The sequence below is a fragment of the Pseudoalteromonas sp. SG45-1 genome, from assembly GCF_014164135.1.
In the GTDB taxonomy this organism is placed as follows: Bacteria; Pseudomonadota; Gammaproteobacteria; order Enterobacterales; family Alteromonadaceae; genus Pseudoalteromonas; species Pseudoalteromonas distincta.
Window position 1 is genome coordinate 25,314 of record NZ_JACJEP010000023.1, and the last position, 22,847, is coordinate 48,160.

General features: G+C 38.3%; 18 protein-coding genes. 2 read left to right on the forward strand and 16 right to left on the reverse strand.

Annotation, left to right across the window (positions count from 1 at the left end):
* Positions 1 to 8: 8 nt before the first annotated feature.
* The 8 genes from H5117_RS16400 to H5117_RS16435 form a co-directional block, all read right to left on the reverse strand.
* The gene (locus tag H5117_RS16400) at positions 9 to 458 is read right to left on the reverse strand and encodes a response regulator (protein WP_024596059.1); all 450 of its coding nucleotides are present in this window, start codon (positions 456 to 458) and stop codon (positions 9 to 11) included.
* On the reverse strand, positions 455 to 1,909 hold the full coding sequence (locus H5117_RS16405) for an ATP-binding protein (RefSeq protein ID WP_024596060.1): 1,455 nt from the start codon (positions 1,907 to 1,909) through the stop codon (positions 455 to 457). The genes H5117_RS16400 and H5117_RS16405 overlap by 4 nt, the downstream gene beginning before the upstream one ends.
* Positions 1,910 to 2,038: 129 nt before the next feature.
* A complete protein-coding gene (locus H5117_RS16410) occupies positions 2,039 to 2,698 on the reverse strand; it encodes an MOSC domain-containing protein (RefSeq protein ID WP_024604871.1) in 660 nt (219 codons plus the stop codon).
* Between the two features lie 123 nt (positions 2,699 to 2,821).
* Positions 2,822 to 3,754: an alpha-E domain-containing protein gene (locus H5117_RS16415; protein WP_182738672.1), complete on the reverse strand. Its 933-nt coding sequence runs from the start codon at positions 3,752 to 3,754 to the stop codon at positions 2,822 to 2,824.
* A gap of 1 nt (position 3,755) precedes the next feature.
* A complete protein-coding gene (locus H5117_RS16420; protein WP_007585223.1) occupies positions 3,756 to 5,210 on the reverse strand; it encodes a circularly permuted type 2 ATP-grasp protein in 1,455 nt (484 codons plus the stop codon).
* Positions 5,211 to 5,256: 46 nt separating this feature from the next.
* Entirely contained in the window at positions 5,257 to 6,135 is an 879-nt protein-coding gene (locus H5117_RS16425) for a transglutaminase family protein (protein ID WP_182695782.1), read from the reverse strand.
* On the reverse strand, positions 6,132 to 8,651 hold the full coding sequence (locus H5117_RS16430; protein WP_182720896.1) for a circularly permuted type 2 ATP-grasp protein: 2,520 nt from the start codon (positions 8,649 to 8,651) through the stop codon (positions 6,132 to 6,134). The genes H5117_RS16425 and H5117_RS16430 overlap by 4 nt, the downstream gene beginning before the upstream one ends.
* Positions 8,652 to 8,763: 112 nt before the next feature.
* Positions 8,764 to 12,075: a DUF2126 domain-containing protein gene (locus H5117_RS16435; RefSeq protein ID WP_182738673.1), complete on the reverse strand. Its 3,312-nt coding sequence runs from the start codon at positions 12,073 to 12,075 to the stop codon at positions 8,764 to 8,766.
* A gap of 1,021 nt (positions 12,076 to 13,096) precedes the next feature.
* On the opposite strand from H5117_RS16435, the gene H5117_RS16440 reads away from it, so the two are divergent.
* The gene (locus tag H5117_RS16440) at positions 13,097 to 13,870 is read left to right on the forward strand and encodes an SHOCT domain-containing protein (protein ID WP_182738674.1); all 774 of its coding nucleotides are present in this window, start codon (positions 13,097 to 13,099) and stop codon (positions 13,868 to 13,870) included.
* Positions 13,871 to 13,939: 69 nt separating this feature from the next.
* Positions 13,940 to 15,109, forward strand: coding sequence for a putative zinc-binding metallopeptidase (locus H5117_RS16445; RefSeq protein WP_182738675.1), 1,170 nt, complete (start codon positions 13,940 to 13,942; stop codon positions 15,107 to 15,109).
* A 144-nt stretch (positions 15,110 to 15,253) separates the two neighbouring features.
* Here the strand turns inward: H5117_RS16445 and H5117_RS16450 are convergent, their stop codons facing one another.
* From H5117_RS16450 to H5117_RS16485, 8 genes are all read right to left on the reverse strand, one after another.
* Positions 15,254 to 16,573: a hypothetical protein gene (locus H5117_RS16450; RefSeq protein ID WP_182738676.1), complete on the reverse strand. Its 1,320-nt coding sequence runs from the start codon at positions 16,571 to 16,573 to the stop codon at positions 15,254 to 15,256.
* A 151-nt stretch (positions 16,574 to 16,724) separates the two neighbouring features.
* The gene (moaE, locus tag H5117_RS16455) at positions 16,725 to 17,183 is read right to left on the reverse strand and encodes a molybdopterin synthase catalytic subunit MoaE (RefSeq protein ID WP_170070751.1); all 459 of its coding nucleotides are present in this window, start codon (positions 17,181 to 17,183) and stop codon (positions 16,725 to 16,727) included.
* Positions 17,183 to 17,482 (reverse strand): MoaD/ThiS family protein, encoded by a 300-nt coding sequence (locus H5117_RS16460; protein WP_182693336.1) that lies wholly within the window; start codon positions 17,480 to 17,482, stop codon positions 17,183 to 17,185. Before H5117_RS16460 ends, moaE begins: the two co-directional genes overlap by 1 nt.
* Positions 17,460 to 17,930 carry a cyclic pyranopterin monophosphate synthase MoaC gene (gene moaC / locus H5117_RS16465; RefSeq protein ID WP_007375236.1) on the reverse strand — a complete coding sequence of 157 codons (471 nt, stop codon included), beginning with the start codon at positions 17,928 to 17,930 and terminating at the stop codon, positions 17,460 to 17,462. Before moaC ends, H5117_RS16460 begins: the two co-directional genes overlap by 23 nt.
* A gap of 1 nt (position 17,931) precedes the next feature.
* A complete protein-coding gene (moaB, locus tag H5117_RS16470; protein WP_182695790.1) occupies positions 17,932 to 18,471 on the reverse strand; it encodes a molybdenum cofactor biosynthesis protein B in 540 nt (179 codons plus the stop codon).
* The gene (locus H5117_RS16475) at positions 18,468 to 19,148 is read right to left on the reverse strand and encodes a molybdenum cofactor guanylyltransferase (RefSeq protein ID WP_182738677.1); all 681 of its coding nucleotides are present in this window, start codon (positions 19,146 to 19,148) and stop codon (positions 18,468 to 18,470) included. The genes moaB and H5117_RS16475 overlap by 4 nt, the downstream gene beginning before the upstream one ends.
* A 1-nt stretch (position 19,149) precedes the next feature.
* The gene (gene moaA / locus H5117_RS16480) at positions 19,150 to 20,121 is read right to left on the reverse strand and encodes a GTP 3',8-cyclase MoaA (protein ID WP_182738678.1); all 972 of its coding nucleotides are present in this window, start codon (positions 20,119 to 20,121) and stop codon (positions 19,150 to 19,152) included.
* Positions 20,122 to 20,137: 16 nt separating this feature from the next.
* Positions 20,138 to 22,834, reverse strand: a complete 2,697-nt coding sequence (locus tag H5117_RS16485) for a nitrate reductase (protein WP_182738679.1) — start codon at positions 22,832 to 22,834, stop codon at positions 20,138 to 20,140.
* Positions 22,835 to 22,847 lie beyond the last annotated feature (13 nt).

The following is a 22,847-nucleotide window of genomic DNA, read 5'->3' on the forward strand; positions in this document are numbered from 1 at the left end:
CATGCACATCAGCTGTATTTATCTAAATGCTGACCAATAACAGCCATGACTTTTTCTTTTAACTCTGCTGCCTGAAAACTTCCTTTTACAAGGTAACCTTTTACAAAATCGTGTGACATTATAATCTTTTTTTCTTCTTCTCTTTCAGATGAGCTAAACATCATAACTACACACGAGCTTATCTCTATCATTTTTCTGAGTTTAGAGAACTTCTCTAAAAATTGAATGCCATTAACTTTTGGCATATTAATGTCTAAAAATATAAGAATTGGAGGAAATCCATCAGGGTACTTTATTCTATTAGATTCATAATTTTCTAAAAATTCTAATGCTTCTTGACCATCTTTTTTTTCAAAAATTGTAAGGTCTAACTTGGCTTCTTTTATTAGCCTTTTAAGAATATACCGGTCAACTTCGTTGTCATCGACAATTAATATAGGGGGTTTAATTTTTGTCATATTAGCTTATCCAATGGTATTACTATTTTAAATGTTGTGCCTTTATCAGAGCTTTGCAGTGATATTTCACCGTTTAAGTACTCAATATGTTTTTTAACCAACGCCATCCCTAAACCAGAGCCCGTACTCGTCTGTGCATGAAATCGCTTAAACATATCAAACACTTCACCTTGATGCTTTTGTGGTATTCCCATTCCGTTATCTGTAACAGTAATAAAAAACGTCTCTTGCTCATTGAAAATATTACAGCGGACATAAGGGGAGTCTTTATTTCTGTCGTAATACTTCAACCCGTTTGAAATTAAGTTTTCAATAATTTGAGCAAAACGCGCTTTTTCTGACTTTATAGGTACTGATAGATTAATTGTTGTCTCGAGCTTACAAGGGTTGTCTTTCATAAGCCAAGTGAGTCGCTCTTTCATATCAATAATCAACTGATTAAAATCAATTACATATCTATCTTCACTACCAATTTCAGCTTTAGCTAATAGTAAAATATCAACAACAAGTGTCTCTAACTTTTCCATTTGTTGATAGATAACCAATGCATTTCGACTTGCCTCTTCAGTATCTCCTGCTTTTATATCTTCAATAACAAAATGCGCTAGGGATTTAGCCCCTGACAACGGTGATTTCAGGTCATGAGAAGCTCGATAAGCAAACTGTGCAAGTTCGTCATTTGCTTGCTGCAGGGAGGCTGTTTGGCTATTTATAATCTCTTTGAGTTCAATACTGTTTTCAATATTTAAAAGATCATTTTTAATCCGCTGCCTGGCCGCGATAACGAGTGCTTTTAATTCACCCGACGTTTTTATATCAAGCTCATCATCTAGGTTAATATTGCTTTCGGGTTTACTTGATAAGAGCAGGGTAAGATTTCGAATAGAGCTGGATATAGTACGAGAAAGGTAACTTATAAAAATAATATTAAAAAAAGATATGACGATAACAAGTGGAATTAACGTCATTAGTATAAACGATACTGTTTTTCTGATTGGTTCTTCAAACATCTCAGAGTGTTTGTTAAAGCTGACAAGTGCAACATTAAGGTTTAGTAAAAAATCAGCTCTACTGAGCTCACCTTTTTCATACTGAGTAACTGACAGTAGTGTTTTATCCGCAATTTCTATATCTTTTTCACAAATTGTTAAAGTTTGCTCTGTGTTAATAAATTTCATAACAGCATAATTTAATGGATTTATTTCTTCAATACAGTCAATTGGTTGCTGCCTAATTAACAATATATCTGACTCAATGGTATTTATATCTATGGGGAGATCATTTTCTATTTTTTTAACTGACTTAGTAAGTTGATGAGTATATTTTAAGTGAAGAAAATTAAGTTGGTGAAACTTGGCCCCTTTAGCTATTTCAAAAGCTGAGTAAACAGTAATACTTACCTCTGCAGCTGTTAAAATCACAATAAGCATCAGTTTTCTGGAGATATTCATATACGACACCTATTTTAGCTACTAACCCAACAGTTTTTTAATAACACTATAATAATTATAGTATTTATCACATTAGGTATAGCAGGTTTTATCTTTTTTACTAGCTCCTCTATAAATAACAATTTACGCTTAACTTAGTTCATTTTTAATACAAAGCTTCTTTTTAATTTTAGTTTGCCACTCAAGAGCAAGCTCCGGCAATTCGAGTGCTGCTAATAATACACTTTCATAATCTGGATATTTTTTATCAAAAAAAGCCTGGAACAGTTTTTTTACTGATATGTCGTGCGAGGCTTTCTTCTCGATAACAACACTATCACCCGTTTTTGCAACGCCCTGCTCTAGTACCCTAAAATACACGCCAGTGCAGTAATGCTGCGTAAACAGTTTAAGGCTGTTTTTATTATTAAGGGCGATAGCTAATTTAAAACAAGGCACACGAGGCTGGCTTACTTCAAGTAATGCAGTACCAATTCGAATATGGTCACCTATGTGTATATTCGCTTCATCAAGGTCAGAAATCGTGAAGTTTTCGCCAAAGGCACCTACTGCCAAATCATCATTCTCGAGGGTTTGTTTCCAATAATCATAATGATTGTGCGAAAACGCGTAAACCGCTTTATCAACCCCGCCGTGATTAACTAAATCAGCTTGCTCATCCCCTATAATATTTAGCTTTTCAATAACAACAGGTTCGTTAGTTGGCGTTTTGAATATTCCCGTTTTCACCTCTTTACCATTATGAATAAGAGTTTTAATTTTAGAGATATTAGTCGAGATGATTTTCATTGCGATACCAACGGATGAGGAAGTAAAGATTAATTATGCAGGTTTTAAAATTATTATAAATAAATTTAAGCAAAAAAATGACCGCTTAAGACTAAGCAGTCATTTAACAATATACAGTTTTTATTATTCTGCTTGTTTTAAAAAATACGTTTCGGCCAGTCCGTTATGTATTCCAGCTAAGTTTATTTGTATTTCATCGATAAAGTCATGCAACAGACCATTTTTAAGTACTCGTACGTCTTTATTTTCTAACTCAACAATTGCATCATCAATTGATTTAATAATTTCTGTTGAGTTTGGCAAAGGTAAAACCAATGCTTTTAATTCATTCATACAAAATAAAATAGATCGTGGGAATACTTTGCTGTGCATCACAAATTCTATTACATCAGCACGCTGTACTCTAACGCCCATTTCTTGGCGATACATTTGATAAGCACTTAACGAACGCAATAAACTGATCCACTGAATATTATCAAACGGCTTCACTTCTTCTTCATTAGTAATTAACGTAGCAGAGCGAATATCTAAAATTCGCGATGTCATATCTGCGCGCTCTATAATCGAACCAAAGCGGATAAAAACATAGCCCTGATCATGATTAATTGTGGCATCTAACGCCCCAAATATTTGATGGGCTGAATCTATAATCTTTTTTAAATATTCAAAACGCCCGCGCTTTGTTATCCCTTCTTTTTGATTGTCTTTTACATAATAATACAGAGAGTTTATTTCTTCCCATACGTCTCGCGGTATTACATCACGAATTGTACGCGCGCTTTCTCTGGCAGAAGTGATAGAGTTTAAAATTGACGAGCTATTATCACTACCAACAAGTAAATACCTTAATGCTTTTTGCTCAGAAAAATCAGTATGGTTTTCTGAATACGCTTTGCGTACACCAATAATATCAATTAATGGCTCCCAGCCGGTACATACGCCTTTGGGTAAGTCCATCATCAGTAAATTGTTAACGTTGATTAAACGAGCCACATTCTCCGCGCGCTCAATGTATCGAGATACCCAATATAAAGTTTCGCCTACTCTTGATAACATATTATTTAGCCTCTTCGTCAACAATCCAAGTATCTTTACTGCCACCACCTTGTGATGAATTAACCACCAAAGAGCCTTTAACCATAGCAACACGCGTTAATCCACCGGTGGTAACTTGCGTATCTTTACCTGATGATAAAATAAACGGTCTTAAATCGGTATGTCGACCATCTGGTTTATTACCATCAAATGTTGGTACTGTTGATAAATCTAATGTTGGTTGAGCTACCCAATTTCGTGGGTCCGCTTTAATTTGAGCAATACACGCTTCTTGTTCTTTTTTAGTCGATTTAGGACCAATTAATAATCCATATCCGCCAGATTCATTTGCAGGTTTAACAACAAGCTTATCGATATTTTTAATCACATGGTCGCATTCTTTCGGATCTAAACATTTGAACGTTGGGACATTAGCAAGTTTAGCTTCCTCGCCTAAGTAGTACTTAATCATCTCAGGTACATAGGCGTAAACTACTTTGTCATCAGCAACACCTGCGCCTGGTGCATTAACTAAAGCCACATTACCTTTAGACCAAGCACGCATTAATCCAGGAACGCCAAGTTGGGATTCTGGTAAAAAGGCTTCTGGGTCTAAAAATAAATCATCTATACGACGATAAATAACATCAACTCGTTGTAGCCCTGTGATTGTTCTCATGTATACACAGTCATCTTTTTCAACAACTAAATCGCGCCCTTCTACCAGTTCGCAACCCATTTCTTGGGCAAGGTAACAATGCTCAAAATAAGCGGAGTTAAATACCCCAGGAGTAAGTACCACGACTTCTGGTTTATCTTGTGGACGAGGCGACATTGCCGCTAGCATATCAAATAATTGTGAAGGGTAATCATCAACAGGTAAAATCGATACTTGCTCAAATAATTCAGGGAATACACGCTTCATTACAGAGCGATTTTCAAGCATATAAGATACACCAGAAGGAACACGCAGGTTATCCTCAAGCACATACATTGTACCGCTACCATCGCGTACTAAATCTGAGCCACAAATATGCGCCCATATCTTATTTGGCGGGTTTATTCCCACACATTGCTGGCGAAAGTTAACTGATTTTTCTAGTAACCCTTTTGGAAAAACACCATCTTTTATTATTTTTTGGTCGTGGTATAAATCATCTATAAAAAGGTTTAGCGCTTCAACACGTTGCTTTAAACCAACCTCTACGCTTTGCCATTCTTTTTTACCAATAGTTCGAGGAATAATATCAAACGGCCAGGCTCTATCAATCATATTACCTTCGTTGTAAACCGTGAAAGTAATACCCATTTCTTTAATTGCTAAATCAGCAACCGCTCTGGCTTTTACTAATTCTTCTGCTGATAAATTAGCAAAAAATTGTGCTAATTGTGTTCCATGCGATCTAACGTTTCCTTGTGCATCAATTAATTCATCAAAGAAACCTTTTGTTTGGTACGCTTTCCAATCAATTTTCATACACTCTTTCACCTTATCCATCATCATATATGACGTAGTTAAACTGCTATTCCATTCGAATCATATCAACCGCTACATCAAGCAATTGACTACCGCCACCAAATACCACTCCTTTTAAAGGAGTTACGTCAGAAAAGTCTCGCCCTACCGCTAGAGTAATATGCTGATCGCGTGGTAAAACATTATTTGTTGGATCAAAATCAACCCAGCCAAAGTTTGGCACAAATACCGCAAACCATGCATGAGTTGCATCTGCACCTTCTAGCTTTTCTTCGCCTTCTGGCGGCATGGTTTCTATGTACCCACTTACGTATCGACCTGCTAACCCTACGCTACGTAAGCATGCAAGCGCAAAGTGTGCAAAGTCTTGGCAAACGCCCCTTTTTTGTGCAAAAACAGTGCTCAAAGGCGTACTAATTGTTGTAAAACCAGGATCATAATGAAATTCATGAAAAATCCGTGCCATTAAATCTTTGCATGCAGAAATTATATTTTTGTGTGCATCAAACGAAATTAATGCGTATTCCTTAATTCCTTTATCTATTGGAATAAGTTGTGAAGGTAGTACAAATTCAGACGTTTTTAATAATTCTGCCGTATTTGGTTTAACCAATAAATCACGTACTTTTCGCCAAGTAATATCAACACTCTCTAAATTGCTATTAGCGCCGACTAACAGTTCTACCTCGCTGATCATCGTTACTTTAAGTTTTTTATGCTGTATTGCTATTTCAAACGCTGTTACCTGATTATTAAAATAATCAGTAAATGTTTGTAAGTAAGTCGGAGTAGGTTCAATTTCTATACGACTACTGTGGCATATTTGCCCGCGATTCGTTTTTGGCGTTAATCGCGCTTGGTTTTGACACAAACTAACAAAGTCTGAATAGTTGTATGTAGTCGAGTGCTTTATTTTATATTTCACGATTGAGCTTGCTCAATATTAGTCCAGTTCAATTTATTTGCCGTTTGGGTATGAGAAAAATACTGTAGTAATAATACATCACAAAATGTATCTAAGTTCATACGCGTATTATGGTTAAATTCGATTAACTGGTTACGTTGTCTATTTTCACTTTTTTGTAGGTAATCTTTCTCAGTTACATAACAACTTGTTTTAGATAGTAAAATTGCTTTTTCGTGTGCCGCAATTACACCTTGTCTGCGTTTTGTGGGTAAATGCTTACACAACTTATTAATTTCCTCTAACTGAAATAATAAAGAACGTGGGTATTCAGCATCTAAAAGTAATAGCTCAAGTCCTGTACCAATGGTTTGATACATTCTGTATCGGCGCTTATGCGTAACTAAACTAACTTGGCAACTTAGTACTGCTTCAAGTAAGCCAAGCTCTTCGGGCTCGTCTAACTCTTTGGTTAATAAAGCCGCACTTAATGATGTTATTTGTAAGCTACGCTCTACTCTTCTGCCCATTTCGAGTAAAAACCAGCCATTACTATTTGGCATACAATCTGTAATCGAGCCATTAAAAGCCATAATTGAGCCTATAACTCTATCTAGGCTGCTTTGCATTGCACGCGTTGGGATATTAATATTTACATTTTTAAATACTTTAATTTGCTCATTAATATCATCAATTATTCGGCGGCTATCATGAGATAGTAATTCTTGAATTTGCACCGACGCATTAGCAATGTACTTTAATGTATTAATAATACTGCCAGCGCATTGCTCGTCTGCAAGGAGTTGAAAGGCGGTTTCTTTAGACAGATTTACATCAATTCCATCTAGTTTTAAATCAGGTTCTATATAGGGATAAACAATATATTGCGACCTAATGGCATTAGAAAGCCGTGCAACTATACTTTTTCGTATTGAATCTGGGTAAACAGAAAATTCGGTGTACTTGTCTATAAAAATACGCAATATACGTATGGTGTTTTCGCAGCGTTCTAAGTATCGGCCCAACCAAAAAAGGTGCTCAGCCGTACGGCTCGAAATAACCCCTTCGAGTAGCGTTACATCCATTCTTTTTCTAATTGGCACCGGTGGATTATGCTCGCCTAAATCAACTCTATCGGCTGTATTTATCCATGTATCTTTGATCCAACCAGATACTCTTGGGTTGTTACTTTTTTCGTTCGAAAAACACAGTGCTGAAGGAAGTACTTCTACGCCATTTTCAGTGGTTAATGCATAACACCTAAACACCACTGGCTTGGAGATTAATTGCCCGTCATGCCAAAATGGTGCACTGCTAAAAGAAGGTTTTTCTTGGAAAAAGTAATTATCGGGTTCTTTGCTAATAAGTAGCTTTATTTCTTGCTCGTCTAACACTCCATCTAACTTGAGTGTAGGGTCTATAGCAGATAGTAGTTCGAGGTTATTCCAATCAACGGCTTGCGCTTCTTTTACACTTAAATAATTTGGCTCACCTAACAACAGGGGTTGTTTTAAAATTTGCTGCGATAACTTTTCTAAGTTGCACTTTATTGAAGGTGACGAGAGCACACCGCTACCAAACGGGTTTAAAACCTTAACCGACCCTTGTCGTACCGATTGTAATAAGCCCGGAATACCATGAAGTGAATATTCAGTTTGCTCTAAAGAGTCAATACAACGATCAGAAACCCAGCGTAAAATGACATTAATTTTACCCAAGCCTTGTAACGATTTTAAACAAACGTCACCACCACGTACGGTTAAGTCGGCGCTTTGTACTAATGTGTAGCCAAAGTAGGTAGATAGGAATGCATGCTCGTTGTAGTTAGGGTCATCAATTCCTTGGGTGAGAATTACAATGCGTGGGTCATCCATATAGTGGGTATATTCATTAATACCCTCTTGGAATAAATTTAAAAATTCTTTAATTTGCTGAACATTACATTCGGCAAATTCTTCAGCCATTACACGCCTTGCAATAATACGGCTTTTAATTAATAGCCCTAAGCCTAACGGGCACTGACAATGATCGCTTAATACTTTAAATTCGCCTGTTGGCGTGCGGTAAACATCTAATGCAGTAAAAAAAAGTGTTAATTCGTTGCTAGGTAAGCTAAAACCTTCGCGTAAGTAATTCGGGTCTTGAAAAAGCTGCTTTGCAGGAATATGACCATCAACTAATAATGTTTGGTCACCGTAAATATCTTGCTGAATTTTATTTAATAAAAGGGTTCTTTGTTTTATTCCCTCTTCGAGCAATGCCCAATCGGCTTTAGATAACATAAATGGCAATGGGTCGAAGTGCCACTGCTTATTGCTTTCATTTTTAATATTGCCATTTTGTAGCAATTGGCTAATTTCTGTAGCGCGGCTACTAACATCATCTGCTGTTAGACTAGCTAAACGCTTAAATAAAGTATCCCAATGGTCTGGGTTTAAACCACTGTGGTTTGCTAGTTCATCATGTCCATGTGATTTATCAAGGTATAAAGACAACCACTCAGGCAATTCCGGCATCGCGTTATTGTTAATATACAAGCTGAAAGCGCTCCAATTTATAGTAAATAGCCGTGTTCATAATGATGCTTTAAAAATATTTAGTCATTCCACTTTAAATAATTTCAAAGTGGAATGACACAACTATCAATTATTATTTAAAGTTAGGCTGCCTGCGTAAATCCAAGGTATTTGGATAATCAGGATTACTACTTTCTTCATCAGGCACTACGTATTCACTTGCGCTTTGCGCCGACTGAAAACTATGCGTAACCGCCGATGGGCTCCAGCTTGGTTCTGCTGATGCAAGTAACGATGGTGTATGCCCATGCTCCCAAAATCTTGCGACTCTGCGCCCTTCGGCTTCAAATGCATTAACCGGTAGCGTTTCAGGATTACGCCCACCAGCATGGCTCACATGATATACAAAGCCTCCAACTGAACGTCCTTCCCACGTATCGATTAAATCAAAAACTAATGGTGCATGTACGCCAATAGTTGGGTGAAGCGCTGTAGGTGGTTGCCAAGCTCTGTATCGTATACCCGCGACCATTTCATCTTTTGCTTTACCTTTAACCGGTTTAAGCGGCACTCTTCGACCATTACACGTTACAACATAGCGGTCGCTCATTGTTCCTTGTACTTTTATCTGTACTCTTTCTAATGACGAATCCACATAGCGCGCCGTACCCGACGCACTCGCCTCTTCGCCCAGTACATGCCAAGGCTCGATTGCGGTTCTAAGCTCAAGTGTAACGTTATCAAGTTCTCGCGTACCACATACCGGAAACCTAAATTCAAAAAATGGATTTAACCAACTTAACTGAAATTGAAAACCTGCCTGTTGTAAATCGCGGCTTACTTCAGCTAAATCGTTTTCTACATATTGTGGTAATAAAAACTTATCGTGTAACTCTGTACCCCAACGTATTAATGGCTTGTGGTAAGGTTTTTTCCAAAACCAAGCAAGTAAAGTACGTAACAGTAGCATTTGCACTAAACTCATTTGTGAATGTGGAGGCATTTCAAAGCCTCTAAATTCTACAATCCCTAAACGACCTGTGGCTGAGTCGGGTGAATAGAGCTTATCAATACAAAATTCTGCTCTGTGTGTATTACCCGTTAAATCCACCAATAAATTACGCAGTAACCTATCAACTAACCAAGGCTCAGGCACCTCACCTTCGGGCATATGCGAAAAGGCAATTTCTAGCTCGTATAAAACTTCATCACGGGCTTCATCCACTCGCGGTGCTTGGCTTGTAGGACCAATAAAAAGCCCCGAAAACAAATACGACAAACCAGGATGATGCTGCCAATAGGTAATAAAGCTTCTTAAAATATCGGGTCTGCGTAAAAATGGGCTTTGCTCAGGTGTTTCGCCACCCAGCGTTACGTGGTTACCACCACCAGTACCAGTATGACGACCATCTGCCATAAACTTATCGGTACCTAATCGGCATTCTTTTGCTAAACCGTATAACGTTGTGGTTCGACTGACTAATTGATCCCACGATGTTGAAGGATGAATATTTACTTCAATAACACCTGGATCTGGCGTTACAGCGTATTTTTCTACGCGGCTATCTTTAGGTGGGCTATAGCCTTCAATAACAAGCGGCATTTTAAGTTCTTTAGCCACACTCTCTATACTACTTATTAAACCCATGTAATGTTCAAAATGACTTGTTGGTGGCATAAATATATATAAACGCCCCTCTCTCACTTCCATTACAAGCGCAGTTTTAACCATTTCTTTACCAATAAAGCCCTTTTTAAGCTTTTTAGCTTTGGTAAAATTTTCTGGAATATCAAACGGGTCGCGGTCAATAATATTGCCGCTCCACTCAAGGCTGTCTAAAGGTAGACGATAACCAAGTGGTGATTCACCCGGTAATAAAAAACAATGACCCCGTTTAAACTCCCACGTACACGACTGCCAACAGTTTTTACTATCGTTCCATTTTAAAGGTAGAACATAGCCAACAGGCTTTTCTATGCCTTTATCCATTTTAGCTAAAAAGCCTTTTCGGCTCATTGCATGGAGAAGTTCTGGTTGATCTGGCTTTATTTCGGTAGGTAATGAGGCTTCTTGCCACATGTGATATAAAATATCTTCATAAGCCGTAGTAAGTGCCTTGGTTTCAAGACCAAGTGAGTCACACAGTTTATCAGCAAACTTTTTAGTATTGGTATGATCAAATTTATAATCTTTATTAGGATCGGCTAATAGTGCGGCATCTTGCCATAAAGGCTCACCATCTTTGCGCCAATAACATGCGTATTGCCAACGTGGTAATGGCTCACCCGGATACCATTTACCTTGTCCGTAATGAGTAAAGCCACCTTTTGTGTATACTTTATTCATTTCTACAAATAAATTTTGAGCTAATATTCTTTTTTCTTTACCATCGGCATCAGTATTCCACTGAGGATGTTCCATATCGTCAATAGAAATAAACGTAGGTTCGCCGCCCATGGTTAAATGTATGTTTTCTTCATTGTAAACATTGTCAACGTGCTGACCTAAACGGTTAATTGCCGCCCACTGCGCCTCAGAATACGGCTTAGTAACACGTGGGTCTTCGTGTACACGCGTTACTTTATTATAAAAGCTAAACTCAGATTTACAGTCATCTATACCGCCGGTTACCGGCGCTGCCGAGCTTGGCTCTGGCGTACACGCCAATGGAATATGACCTTCACCAGCAAATAAACCCGAGGTAGGATCAAGCCCTATCCAACCTGCACCCGGAATATACACCTCGGTCCATGCATGCAAATCGGTAAAATCTTCTTCTGGACCGCTTGGACCATCTAATGATTTTTGATCTGATGTTAGCTGTACTAAGTAGCCCGATACAAATCGAGATGCCAACCCTAAATGACGAAACAGTTGTACTAACAACCAAGCAGAATCACGACACGAACCTGTTTTTTTACTTATTGTTTCGTTCGGTGTTTGTACGCCAGGTTCTAAACGAATGCCATAACCAACTAACTCATAAATAGCTTGATTAACAGCGACTAAAAAATCAACGCTTCTAAGCGGCTCTTTAGGGTTTAAAGATTTAATTAACTCTTTAAATTTTGGACTGGCTTTGCGTTTTTTTAAATAAGGAGAGAGTTCTGACTTTGAAATAGCATCGTAAACAAATGGGAAGTTTTCGGCATAATCTTCTAAAAAGAAATCAAAAGGATTAATAACCGTTAATTCGGCGACCAAATCAACTGTAAAACTAAATTCGGTGGTTGGTTTGTTAAAAACCACCCTTGCTTGGTAATTACCAAAAGGGTCTTGTTGCCAATTTATATAATGATCTTCTGGTACTATTTTTAAAGAATAGCTTTTAATTTTAGTACGGCTATGTGGCGCGGGACGTAAGCGGAATATATGCGGTCCCATATTAACTGACCGGTCGTATTTATACTGAGTATGGTGCGAAATCCCAACTGTAATTGTCATCTATTAATTCCCCTTTAATAATATATGGCCACAATATAACGCTAAAAATATTGCTTGACCTAACTCGCTTGTGCAATTTTTATACCAAAAGACTTACTAAAGTAGTACTGTTCATCCACTCGCGGCTATTGCACAAAGCAACGTTATGCATAAAGGTTTTGACCTAATTAATAGGAAAAACACACCAATTCAATAAATAGTAAACTTAGTGTAATTTAAACCATCGATTTTAGATTATTAATGGTGCAGAAAACGCACCAAAATAGTGCTTGAAAATAACTTACAATTAAATCCTGTTAATTTAAAATATTGAAATAAAACAAATATATTTAGATTTTTTAAAATACTCACTGCGTTATTTATACCGCTAAACTGATATAATTAAAAGGATTTATTTAGAGTTTAAAAATCATTCAAAGTAATTATTAAATAGTAAGAAATAGTTCACGATAAAGCTGCTGTTAAAGTAAGTAACGGTGCTATACTAGATCGATTTTTAACCGCTTACGTTACAGCAAAACTAACAATCTCTATGAGATAAAACAAGCAACTTTTAATACATAGATGCTTACTTTAAAGATTAGCTTTGCAGTGGTGTGTTTTAATTTCAAACAAAACAGAACACGTCCAATTTGAAAAACCAGCACATCTCACTAACCTGTTAATTTTTCATTATCATCAAAGCTAAAGGTAATGCAGCACTAGGGCGTGTTGTTCTTTGGTGGTTGAATTTGCAGCAGTGTGTTTGGTATTTAAGCAAGGCAGAGTCTATGATGTGTGGTTGTTCCCCATACATAGGCGATAACGCAGCATAAATGCCAAACATGCGCTGCCCCTGGGTTCTTTCTAGGGACGATTGACCCTTTGTTGCTCGGTTTTTACTTAGCCCACTAGGTTACAAACCTCGCGCCACGATTAAATCGCCCCTAGATTGAACAAATTTCAATCCCAAAAAACAACACGCCCTAGCGTATTTAAGATTTTTTAAATCAACCCAATCTACCTAATAGGATATTCTCTTATGCAAAAGCTAACAGATGTCGGTGAAAACTTAGTTAATGGTATAGCATCTCGTTATAACCTCAGTCACGATGCAGTAATACACATGTTAGTTAGCGTTAATAACGGCGGTTGCTCAATGGCACAGTTTAATTGCCCAGAGCTTGGTGGTTCTGGTCAATGGATGCGCGGCGGAATGACAATGGTTGGCGACATGTTTAACAACGGCTTAAAATCAACCGTTGATAACTTGTGCAACGAACTTGCTAATATATTGAGCAATAACCAAATATTTCCGGTTATTCCTGCAGGAGCGCCTGGTAGCAATCAGTGGTGGCCAGGTAATCTAGGCAGCCCGTTTAGCAGTGGTGCACAAAATAATATTCGTTACGCTATATTCCCTAATCGCTTAGCCGTTGAATTAAATGGGCAAGTGAGCGTATACGACACGTTAGATCACAATATTGGTGGTGTAAGCCAACAGCAAGGCAATAATACCTCTCTTACATTTAACAGCCAGTGGGGGACGATTAATGTAAATACCCTGCCATTAATTTCAGGGCAAGCGCCAACGACTCCAGAACCACAAAAAGACTTTACACAGCAAGTAACGCAGCCCAATTTTGCATCATTAACGCCTAGCCAAATTGAAGCACCTGTTAATAATACAATAGCGCAATACTCGGTAGACGAAACACTTCAAATTATTGAAAAGTTAGCACAACTACGCGATTCAAATGCGTTGAGTGATGATGAATTTAATATTAAAAAGTCTGAACTTTTAAAAAGGATTTAACCACTATCCTCCAATAGCATAACGCTCAATAAAAGTGGTTTATACGGTCTCTTTTTTATTCGGTAACATATGAAAACATTTAAATGTAATTGCACAGAACAACTTATTTTATTTTTTGAAAGCAGCCATTGTTTGGCTTGTGGCAGAACCGTGGGTATTGATGATGAGTTCGACCAAGTTGAACCCTATGAAATTGATGAGCAATCGGGGTTATTTTACAAAGCAGAAGCGCCTGAAGTTTTTTATAAAAAATGTGATAACAACGCTCAGTATCACGTATGCAATGGTATGGTTAATTTAGACACATTTATACCTGTTGCCGATAAAGACGAAGTGCTGTGTTTTTCGTGCCGCTTTAATGAAACGGTGCCCGATTTAAGTATTGTTGAACATATTCCATTATGGAAAAAAATGGAGACAGCAAAACGTCGCGCTTTGTATACATTAAAATCATTATCACTCCCTTTAAATACCACGATTCAAGAACCTGAGAGCGGATTAAGCTTCGATTTTATAGCAGACCGTAACGTAAGCGATCACTTTGTAAGCCCTATTATAGGTCAAGACGTTGTATTTACAGGACACGATTGCGGGCATATCACTATAAACCTAGCTGAAGCAGACGACGTAGCACGCTCTCAAGCTAAAATAGCAATGGGCGAGCGTTACCGTACTTTACTTGGCCATTTTCGCCATGAACTCGGTCATTATTATTTTGATCAACTAATCGCAAATTCACCAAAAAAACATGCTTTATGTAAGCAATATTTTGGTGATGACGAATTAGATTACCAGCAAGCGCTCGATACTCATTACAAGCAAGGCGCGCCAGCTAACTGGCATGAAACCTTTATCAGTGAATACGCTACTATGCACCCTTATGAAGACTGGGCGGAAACATGGGCGCATTACATGCATATTATCGATACTTTAGAAACAGCCAAAAACTTTTCAATTACAGGCTCAACAACGGGTAATGAGTTTGAATTAGATGAAGCAGACGAGCTTCGATTGCCACAAAGTGCTTATTACTTTAATTCACAAACACCGATTGATGCTATTTTAGATACTTGGATGGAATTTTCGATCATTCTAAATTCACTAAATCGCAGCATGGGACTTGCCGATGCCTACCCATTTGTACTAACTCAAGCGGTGCGAACTAAGTTATCTTTCATCCATCATGCTATCCATAACAGGCTCAATTTAATGCCTGATTTGAGCATTGGAAAAGTGTAATAAAATAAGTTCAGTCCAAAAAACATTTTAATAAAGAGCCATTTATTCTTGCTATGACTTTTCATGCATCGGTAGGTGGCTTTTTTATGATGAGCAAAAAGCCGTAAAAATAGTATATCCTCCTACTTTCTCGCTAAATCTCTATTAGCTTGTCATCGCGAGGTTATTCTTGAGTCGACTTATGATTTTTTCTTGGTAAGTACTAACTGTAGAAAACTTTTGTATTGATACAAATAAGCCAGTTAGTTTTTCGTTTGATATATCAGAGATATTAACCCCTTTATATAAAATAGGCGCATTATTTTGTCTGGTTAAATTATTCGACAGTAAAATGTTCAATTTTACTGTACGTGCTAACTCTTCTTGATACAGAAAAAATTCTCTTAAATGTGTGCTAACAATATTGGCTGGTTTTGATCTGTCTATCATTAAAATTTCGTCAATTAGTCGGTTTAACCTGCTGCGAGACTCTATTGCTTCGTCGAGAATATCTAACCAATTAAGTTCGCTATTTGATAGTAAAGCTAAAAAATATACCGTACGTGCTTTATTGTAATTAATAAAACCAGGCCACATAACATCTTCGCTAGATACTTTAAGTGCTTTATCAAACTGCTCAGCGGCAGATTTAAGATACATACTTACTTCTTCAAGTATTGATGGTTCTATAGTGTTAATATTTTTTTGAGCCAATTCTAAACCATCAATAGACAAAATATCTACAGAGTTCATATTTAGCGACTCTCGCAGCAAATGCATGCCTTTTTTGTTGTAATACAAACCTAGGTAATTATGGTAAATGGTTTTTGTTACTGGATTACGAAGAATTGGACCTCTGACATGAAGTAAGTCTGCATGAATATTAAAATTATCATCAGCCACAAAACTTTGGTAAGACACAACAGCTTTAAATAGCTTTATTGTTTCCGTTATTTGGATTGAATTACCTTTACTTACCGAGTGCAATATTTCACAGCGCCTATCAACTTCTGACAAAATTGTATCCATACGCTTTTTATAAAGTACTTTGTTAGTTTCTGATGCATTAAAAACAGCTGGAAATAAAACAATTAGGTCAATTATATACTGAAGGGTATCGGCAAAGAGAACGGCGGTTTCTGACTCTTTTTTTAGTTTATGCTCAATAGAGTCAAAAATCTCTTTCTCTAGTGTATTTTCATCTTGGGACTTAAACTGATTAATTAACTCTGGAAGTGAGGTTACGTAATTTTCATTATCTAAAATGTTACCTTCCATTTTACTAATGTTATTTACACTATCAATTGACGTATATGTTCTAACAGTAATAAATAAAGCTAATACGGCTATACAAAAGCTTACTGTTGATATGGTGAAGCTTAGTAAATCTTTACCTTCTTTTAAATCATATACCCATACAGCAAGAAAGGCTGAAAGTAGAACAAGTAATAATATTGTAAAATATAACATTTTTGATGTGCGCATATGTCTTCCAGACTTGGGTCGAGCTAACAATCTAATATTGCTGATTTATAACACGAAGAACGCAGACTTCACACGCAAACTAAGAGTTACATAAGTTATTTATTATCGAGCTGTAAAGCCTTTATTGAACATAAATAATTAAATATCTGTATCACTCTTCCCACTTGCCCAGCGCTTGTTTGTCACTTTGTTTAAACTCAACCCAGTTTGATGAGTCTTTAAAGTGCTCTTTTTTCCAAAACGTGGCGTGGTTTTTTAAATAATCCATTATAAATTGTGCGCCTTCGAACGCGGCTTGGCGATGGCGGGAAGTGACGCCAACAAACACAATTTGCTCGCCAAGGGCTAAGTAACCAACGCGGTGAATAATACATATTCGCGCTAGTTGCCAGCGCGTTTGTGCTTGCTCTGCAATAGATTGAAGCAGTTGCTCGGTCATACCAGGGTAGTGTTCAAGCTCAAGTGCAATAACGTTGTCACCACTGCTGAACTCTCTTACCAAACCTGTAAAGGTGACAACAGCGCCATCGCTTTTATTATTACTACAAAGCGTATTGTGCTCGTCACCTACATTAAAATCATCGGTTTGTACTTGAATATGTATGCTCATTAGCCACCTGTAACCGGCGGAAAAAAGGCAAGCTCATCCCCAGCTTTCACTATTTCGTCGCTTGATGACATAGTTTGGTTAAGCGCTGCAAGTAGCTCACGCTCTTCCAGCCACGGTTGCCAATGCGGATATTGGCTCACTAATCTTAATTTAAGTTCTGAAATAGTAAGCGGCCGCGTAATCTCAAGGCTTAATTTACTGCACTTCAAGCGCTCTTTTAGTTGCCCAAAAAACAATATCTCTACATTTTGGGCACTAAATATAGCATCGTTTGGATTAATCTCGCTGCCAACTGCCATTTTTGCCCCCTGCTTTTTGAGTAACGCGCATGCCGCTAATTTCCATTAGTGGATCGGCTGCTTTACACATATCAAACAAAGTAAGGCTAGCAACAGATACCGCTGTTAACGCTTCCATTTCTACGCCAGTTTTACCGGCAAGCTTGCAGTAGCTGGTTATTTTAATTTGGCTGTTTGCTTCATCAAGTTCAAAATCAACTGCTACTTTACTAAGTGCAAGCGGATGACAAAGCGGAATTAAATCAGCGCATTTTTTAGCGCCTTGAATACCTGCAATGCGTGCCACGCCTAACACATCACCCTTTTTGTTTTGATTAAGCATTACTTGTTCAAAGGCAAGCTTGCTCATGCTAATAAATGCTTCAGCTGAGGCATCGCGCAAGGTTACGTCTTTGAGCGATACATCAACCATATTCGCTTGGCCGTTTTCGTCAACGTGACTCAACATACTATTGCTCACGCGATTCACACTTTTTACCAATGGTAATGTGCGGTACAAAGTTACACGGTTTATGCATTGAGTTAAGTTGATCTTTTATTATGCCTGTCCACGCAGTTTTACATGCGCCTGTAGAGCCTGGCATACAAAAAATAACGGTGTTATTAGCAAGTCCTGCCAATGCACGAGATTGAATAGTAGAGTTACCAATTTCGCCGTACGATATGTGCCTAAATAGCTCACCAAAACCGTCTACGCTTTTATCAAACAGCGGCGCAAATGCCTCTGGTGTTGAATCGCGCTCAGTAAAACCTGTACCGCCAGTCACTAAAATAGCATGAATGGTGTCATCGGCTATCCACTGCGATGCCACTGCACGCATTTGGTAAACGTCATCTTTAACTATGTCTTTATCAGCTAAGTGATGACCAGCTTCAGTTAGCGCTTTAATTAAGTAATGACCAGAAGTATCGGTAATCGCATCGCGTGTATCGCTTACCGTCATTACGGCAATGTTTAATGCTATTTGTGACTCAGTTGTGTGACTCATAATGTTCTTCTTAATTGATTAATGCTTTGGTCAAAATGCTCATTTACAGCTTTAAATTGCGCCGGCGTATTGGTGTTTATTAATGCATGCGTTTTATTACATAAAAGCGTTTGCACACCAATACTTTGGGTAAACTGTTTTATTGACTTATGACTGTTTGCGTTTGTGAGTATGTGTTTTAAATGATTTTTTACACTGCTTGTATTACGAATATACAGCGGTAGTGGTTCATTTTCAAAGTGCCAAGCATGTATTTGTGACTGATTTAATTGATTGCTCACACTTTGTACTTTATTTGACTGAGAAGCCAGCACAATTGTGCTTAACAAACTACTCGTTAGTAGAGGCATATCTACCGCAGTAATAAGTAAGTCATACTCGGTGGCTATTAATGTTGAGTAAATACCGCCAAGGGGTCCACTATTTGGGTATATATCTTTAACGTACTTTTCTGAAGGATAATCGCTCGAAGAATAATGGTTCAATGACTTGACTGGATTTGTAACGTTGCGGCTTATTAGTATGTTTTTAGCGCCTACGTCTTTTAATAAATCACACGCATTGTGCAATAGCGTTTTATTTTTTAAAACTAAATCGGCTTTGTCTGTGCCCATTCTTGATGACTTACCACCAGCAAGCACAACACCTGTAAAATCTCGCTTAACTTTTACTTCCATATTAACCACCTAACATGGCTAAGTGAGTTGTCGCACCTGTTAAGCGTTTATCTAGCTCATGGCTTATTTCTTTATTGCCCATAGCGGCTTGAATTGCCTTTACGGTCGCTGCAGTATCGTCCTCGTTGAGTAGTTCGCGTAAATCTATACCTTGCTCGGCAAACAAGCATAAGTGTAATTTACCCAGTGCTGACACCCTTAAGCGATTACAACTTTTACAAAAGTCTTTACCGTACGGCATTATTAAACCAATACGACCATCGTAATCAGGATGACAAAATTCCTCAGCGGGTCCGTTTAATTTTCCCCTAACTACTTGTAACCAGCCTTTAGCTAAAAGCTGGGCTTTAACCGTTTGCCCACTTAAGTGGTTTTCTTCAAAAAAGGTGGCGCCGTCACCGGTTTCCATTAATTCTATAAAGCGTACTGTAACTTTGTGGTGTTTTACCCACGCTAAAAAATCCTTCAATTGGTTTTTATTAAACTGCTTGGCAAGCACTGCATTTATTTTTATATCTTTTATGCCCAGCTCTACCGCACGTTCAATTCCTTTTAAAATAAGGTTAAGTTTGTCGTGCCCTGTTATGAGTTTAAACATACTCGAATTTAAACTATCAATACTGACATTAAGCGCATCAAGCCCAGCTTCTGCAAATTCATCAATTTTCTTTAATAAATTAAACCCGTTGGTAGTAATGGCTACTTTTTCTATGCCGCGCGTGTTTTTACAGAGTTTTATAATATCGGTGACGTCGTTTCGCAAGCACGGTTCGCCACCTGTAATACGCACTTTTTTAGTACCTAGCTCTGCAAACGCATTTACTAGCGTGCTAATTTCGTTTTTATTTAAAAAATTACGCGGCGTATCGCACTGATACCCGTTTGGTAAACAATAACTACAACTAAAATTACATACATCGGTTATTGAGAGGCGCAAATAGTTAAACTGCCGACCAAATTGATCATTAAGCATATGCTTCCTTGTTTGTTTACATTACAACCGCAACATCAATGCTGCTAGAACCTGCTTTGTAATGTTGTTTTATTAATTGGCTTAATTGTGTTTTACACGAACCGCAGTTCGTCCCACATTTAAGTTCAGACCCCAATTGCTCGACTGTGTTTGCACCGTTTTTAATGGCGTTTATAATTGGCTGCTCTCTTACTTTAAAGCAGCTACACACTTGCACGCCTTGGGTAAATTCTTCATCGGGGGTTGCATAAAGCAAAGACTGTAACTGTGTAAAGGTCAGTAATGGCTCTGCAAATAAATGGTTTATCCACTCAAGTGATATTTCTTTTTGCTCGTTAGAAATAACACCAACAAACGCTAATTGATCGTTTTGAATACACTGCACATGCATGGCTTTTGCCGTGTTCATAGCCGACCACTGCCCTTGTAAACCGGTTAAGGTTTGGCAGAAATACAGTAAATCACTTTGTGGTTCATTAAGCGCCAATTGGTAATTAAAGCAATTGCTTGCATTAACTTTGAGCCAAAAATCACTGTTTATAACAAGTTCGTTTTTAGCAAACAGCTGCATATATTGCACAAAGGGTGCTTTAACTATATTAACAGCACCGTGTTTGCACTCAGCCTGACCAGATAGAGGGTCAACTACCGATTGATACAACCCACTTACTGTTGCGGATGATGCAAATTGCTTATTCCAATGAATAGGCATAAAGCATTCACCTTTTCGCACCGAATCGGTTACTTTGGCATGCGCGGTAACCTGCCCTGTTTGGGCAATCGCGCTTATTAAATCGTTTTGTTTAATTGCTAATTTACTGGCATCAAGCGGATTAATTTCAATGTACGGGCGTGTAATATGCGATGAAAGCGCAGTGCTTTTACCCGTGCGGCTCATCGTATGCCATTGGTCACGTATACGTCCTGAGTTCATTACAAACGGATAATCACTTGATGTTTGTTGCACAGGTAATTGCGGCGTTATAGGTATAAAACGCGCCTTTTTATCAGCGGTGCTAAATTGGTTATCTGTAAAAACCTGACCGTTTTTATAAGGCTGATTTTTAACAACAGGCCACATAATGGGTTTTAAGTTATCGTACTGGCTTTTTGTAAGCCCAACTAAACCAGAGAGGTTTAATAATCGGCTGCCATTATTTTCAAAGTCGGTCAATTGTGCCCATTCTTCAAAAATGCCACTTGGGTCTGTAAAATCAAAACCTTCAAAGCCCATTTTTTTAGCGACTTCGCACATAATTTGCCAATCGTTTTTAGCTCCTGAATAAGGCGCTACTAACGGGCGCTGCCTTGATATTCTGCGCTCTGAGTTGGTTACTGTGCCGTTTTTTTCGCCCCATCCGGTTGATGGAAAAGCAACATCGGCAAATTTTAACGTATCACTTTTTGCAATACAGTCAGATACAACCACCAGCTCGCAGGTCTCTAATGCCTTTTTAATAGCTGCGTTATTAGGCAAACTTACCATTGGGTTTGTTGCCATTATCCACACTGCTTTTATTTTACCTGCGGCTATTTCATCAAACATATCGATGGCATTGCTGCCTGTTTTTTTAGCAATAGTTGGCGCAAGCCAAAAACGTTGCACAAGTGATTGATGTGCTTCGTTTTCAATATCTAAATGCGCCGCTAACTGATTAGCCAAACCACCTACTTCGCGCCCGCCCATCGCATTGGGTTGCCCAGTAATTGAAAACGGACCACTGCCTGGCTTAAGTAATTTACCTGAGGCTAAATGCGCATTAATAATGGCGTTGCATTTATCTACACCCGAACTTGACTGATTTATACCCATTGAATAAAAGCTAATCGCACTTGGGCTGTTAGCAAATAGCGCGTAAAACTCAGTGACTTGCTCAATTGCTATATCGCAAAAGTCGCTAACTGCCTCACAGCTCCACTTTTGTGCCTCCTGCAGTGCGCTTTCAAAGCCGTTTGTGTGCTGATCAATAAATTGCGTATCGAGGTGGTTATGCTCATTTAAATAATTAAGTAAACCGTTATAAAGCGCAGCGTCACTGCCTGGTTTTATATTTAAAAATGTGTCGGCAAGCTCAGCGGTGTCGGTTTTGCGCGGATCAATAACCACCACTTTCATATTTGGGTTAAGCTGCTTTGCACGCTCCATTCGCTGATACAAAACCGGATGCGTCCATGCGGCATTAGAGCCAATTAAAATAAGCAGCTCAGTTTGCTCTAAATCCTCGTAGGTACACGGCACTACGTCTTCACCAAAAGCGCGTTTGTAACCTGCCACAGCAGATGACATACACAGGCGCGAATTTGTATCAATATTGCCTGAGCCTATGTAGCCTTTCATTAATTTATTCGCGATGTAGTAATCCTCAGTAAGTAACTGCCCCGATACATAAAAAGCCACAGCATCGGGTCCGTGCTTTTGTATTATGTCGTTAAATTTATTGGCAACATGGTCGGTGGCTTCATCCCACGTAACGGCTTGGTTATTAATAAGGGGCGACGTTAAGCGATTATCACTGCCTGTTGTGTCGAGCAAATGGGTGCCTTTTACACATAAACGACCAAAGTTTGCGGGATGCTCTCGCATGCCTTCAAGCTTGGTTGGCACATTATTAAAAAGTGAAATATCAACACCGCACCCTACACCACAGTAAGCACATGTTGTTTGTTTTAAACTGGTTTTATTTATAGTTGGTGACGTGTTTGCGGTTGTCATACTGCTCTCTTTT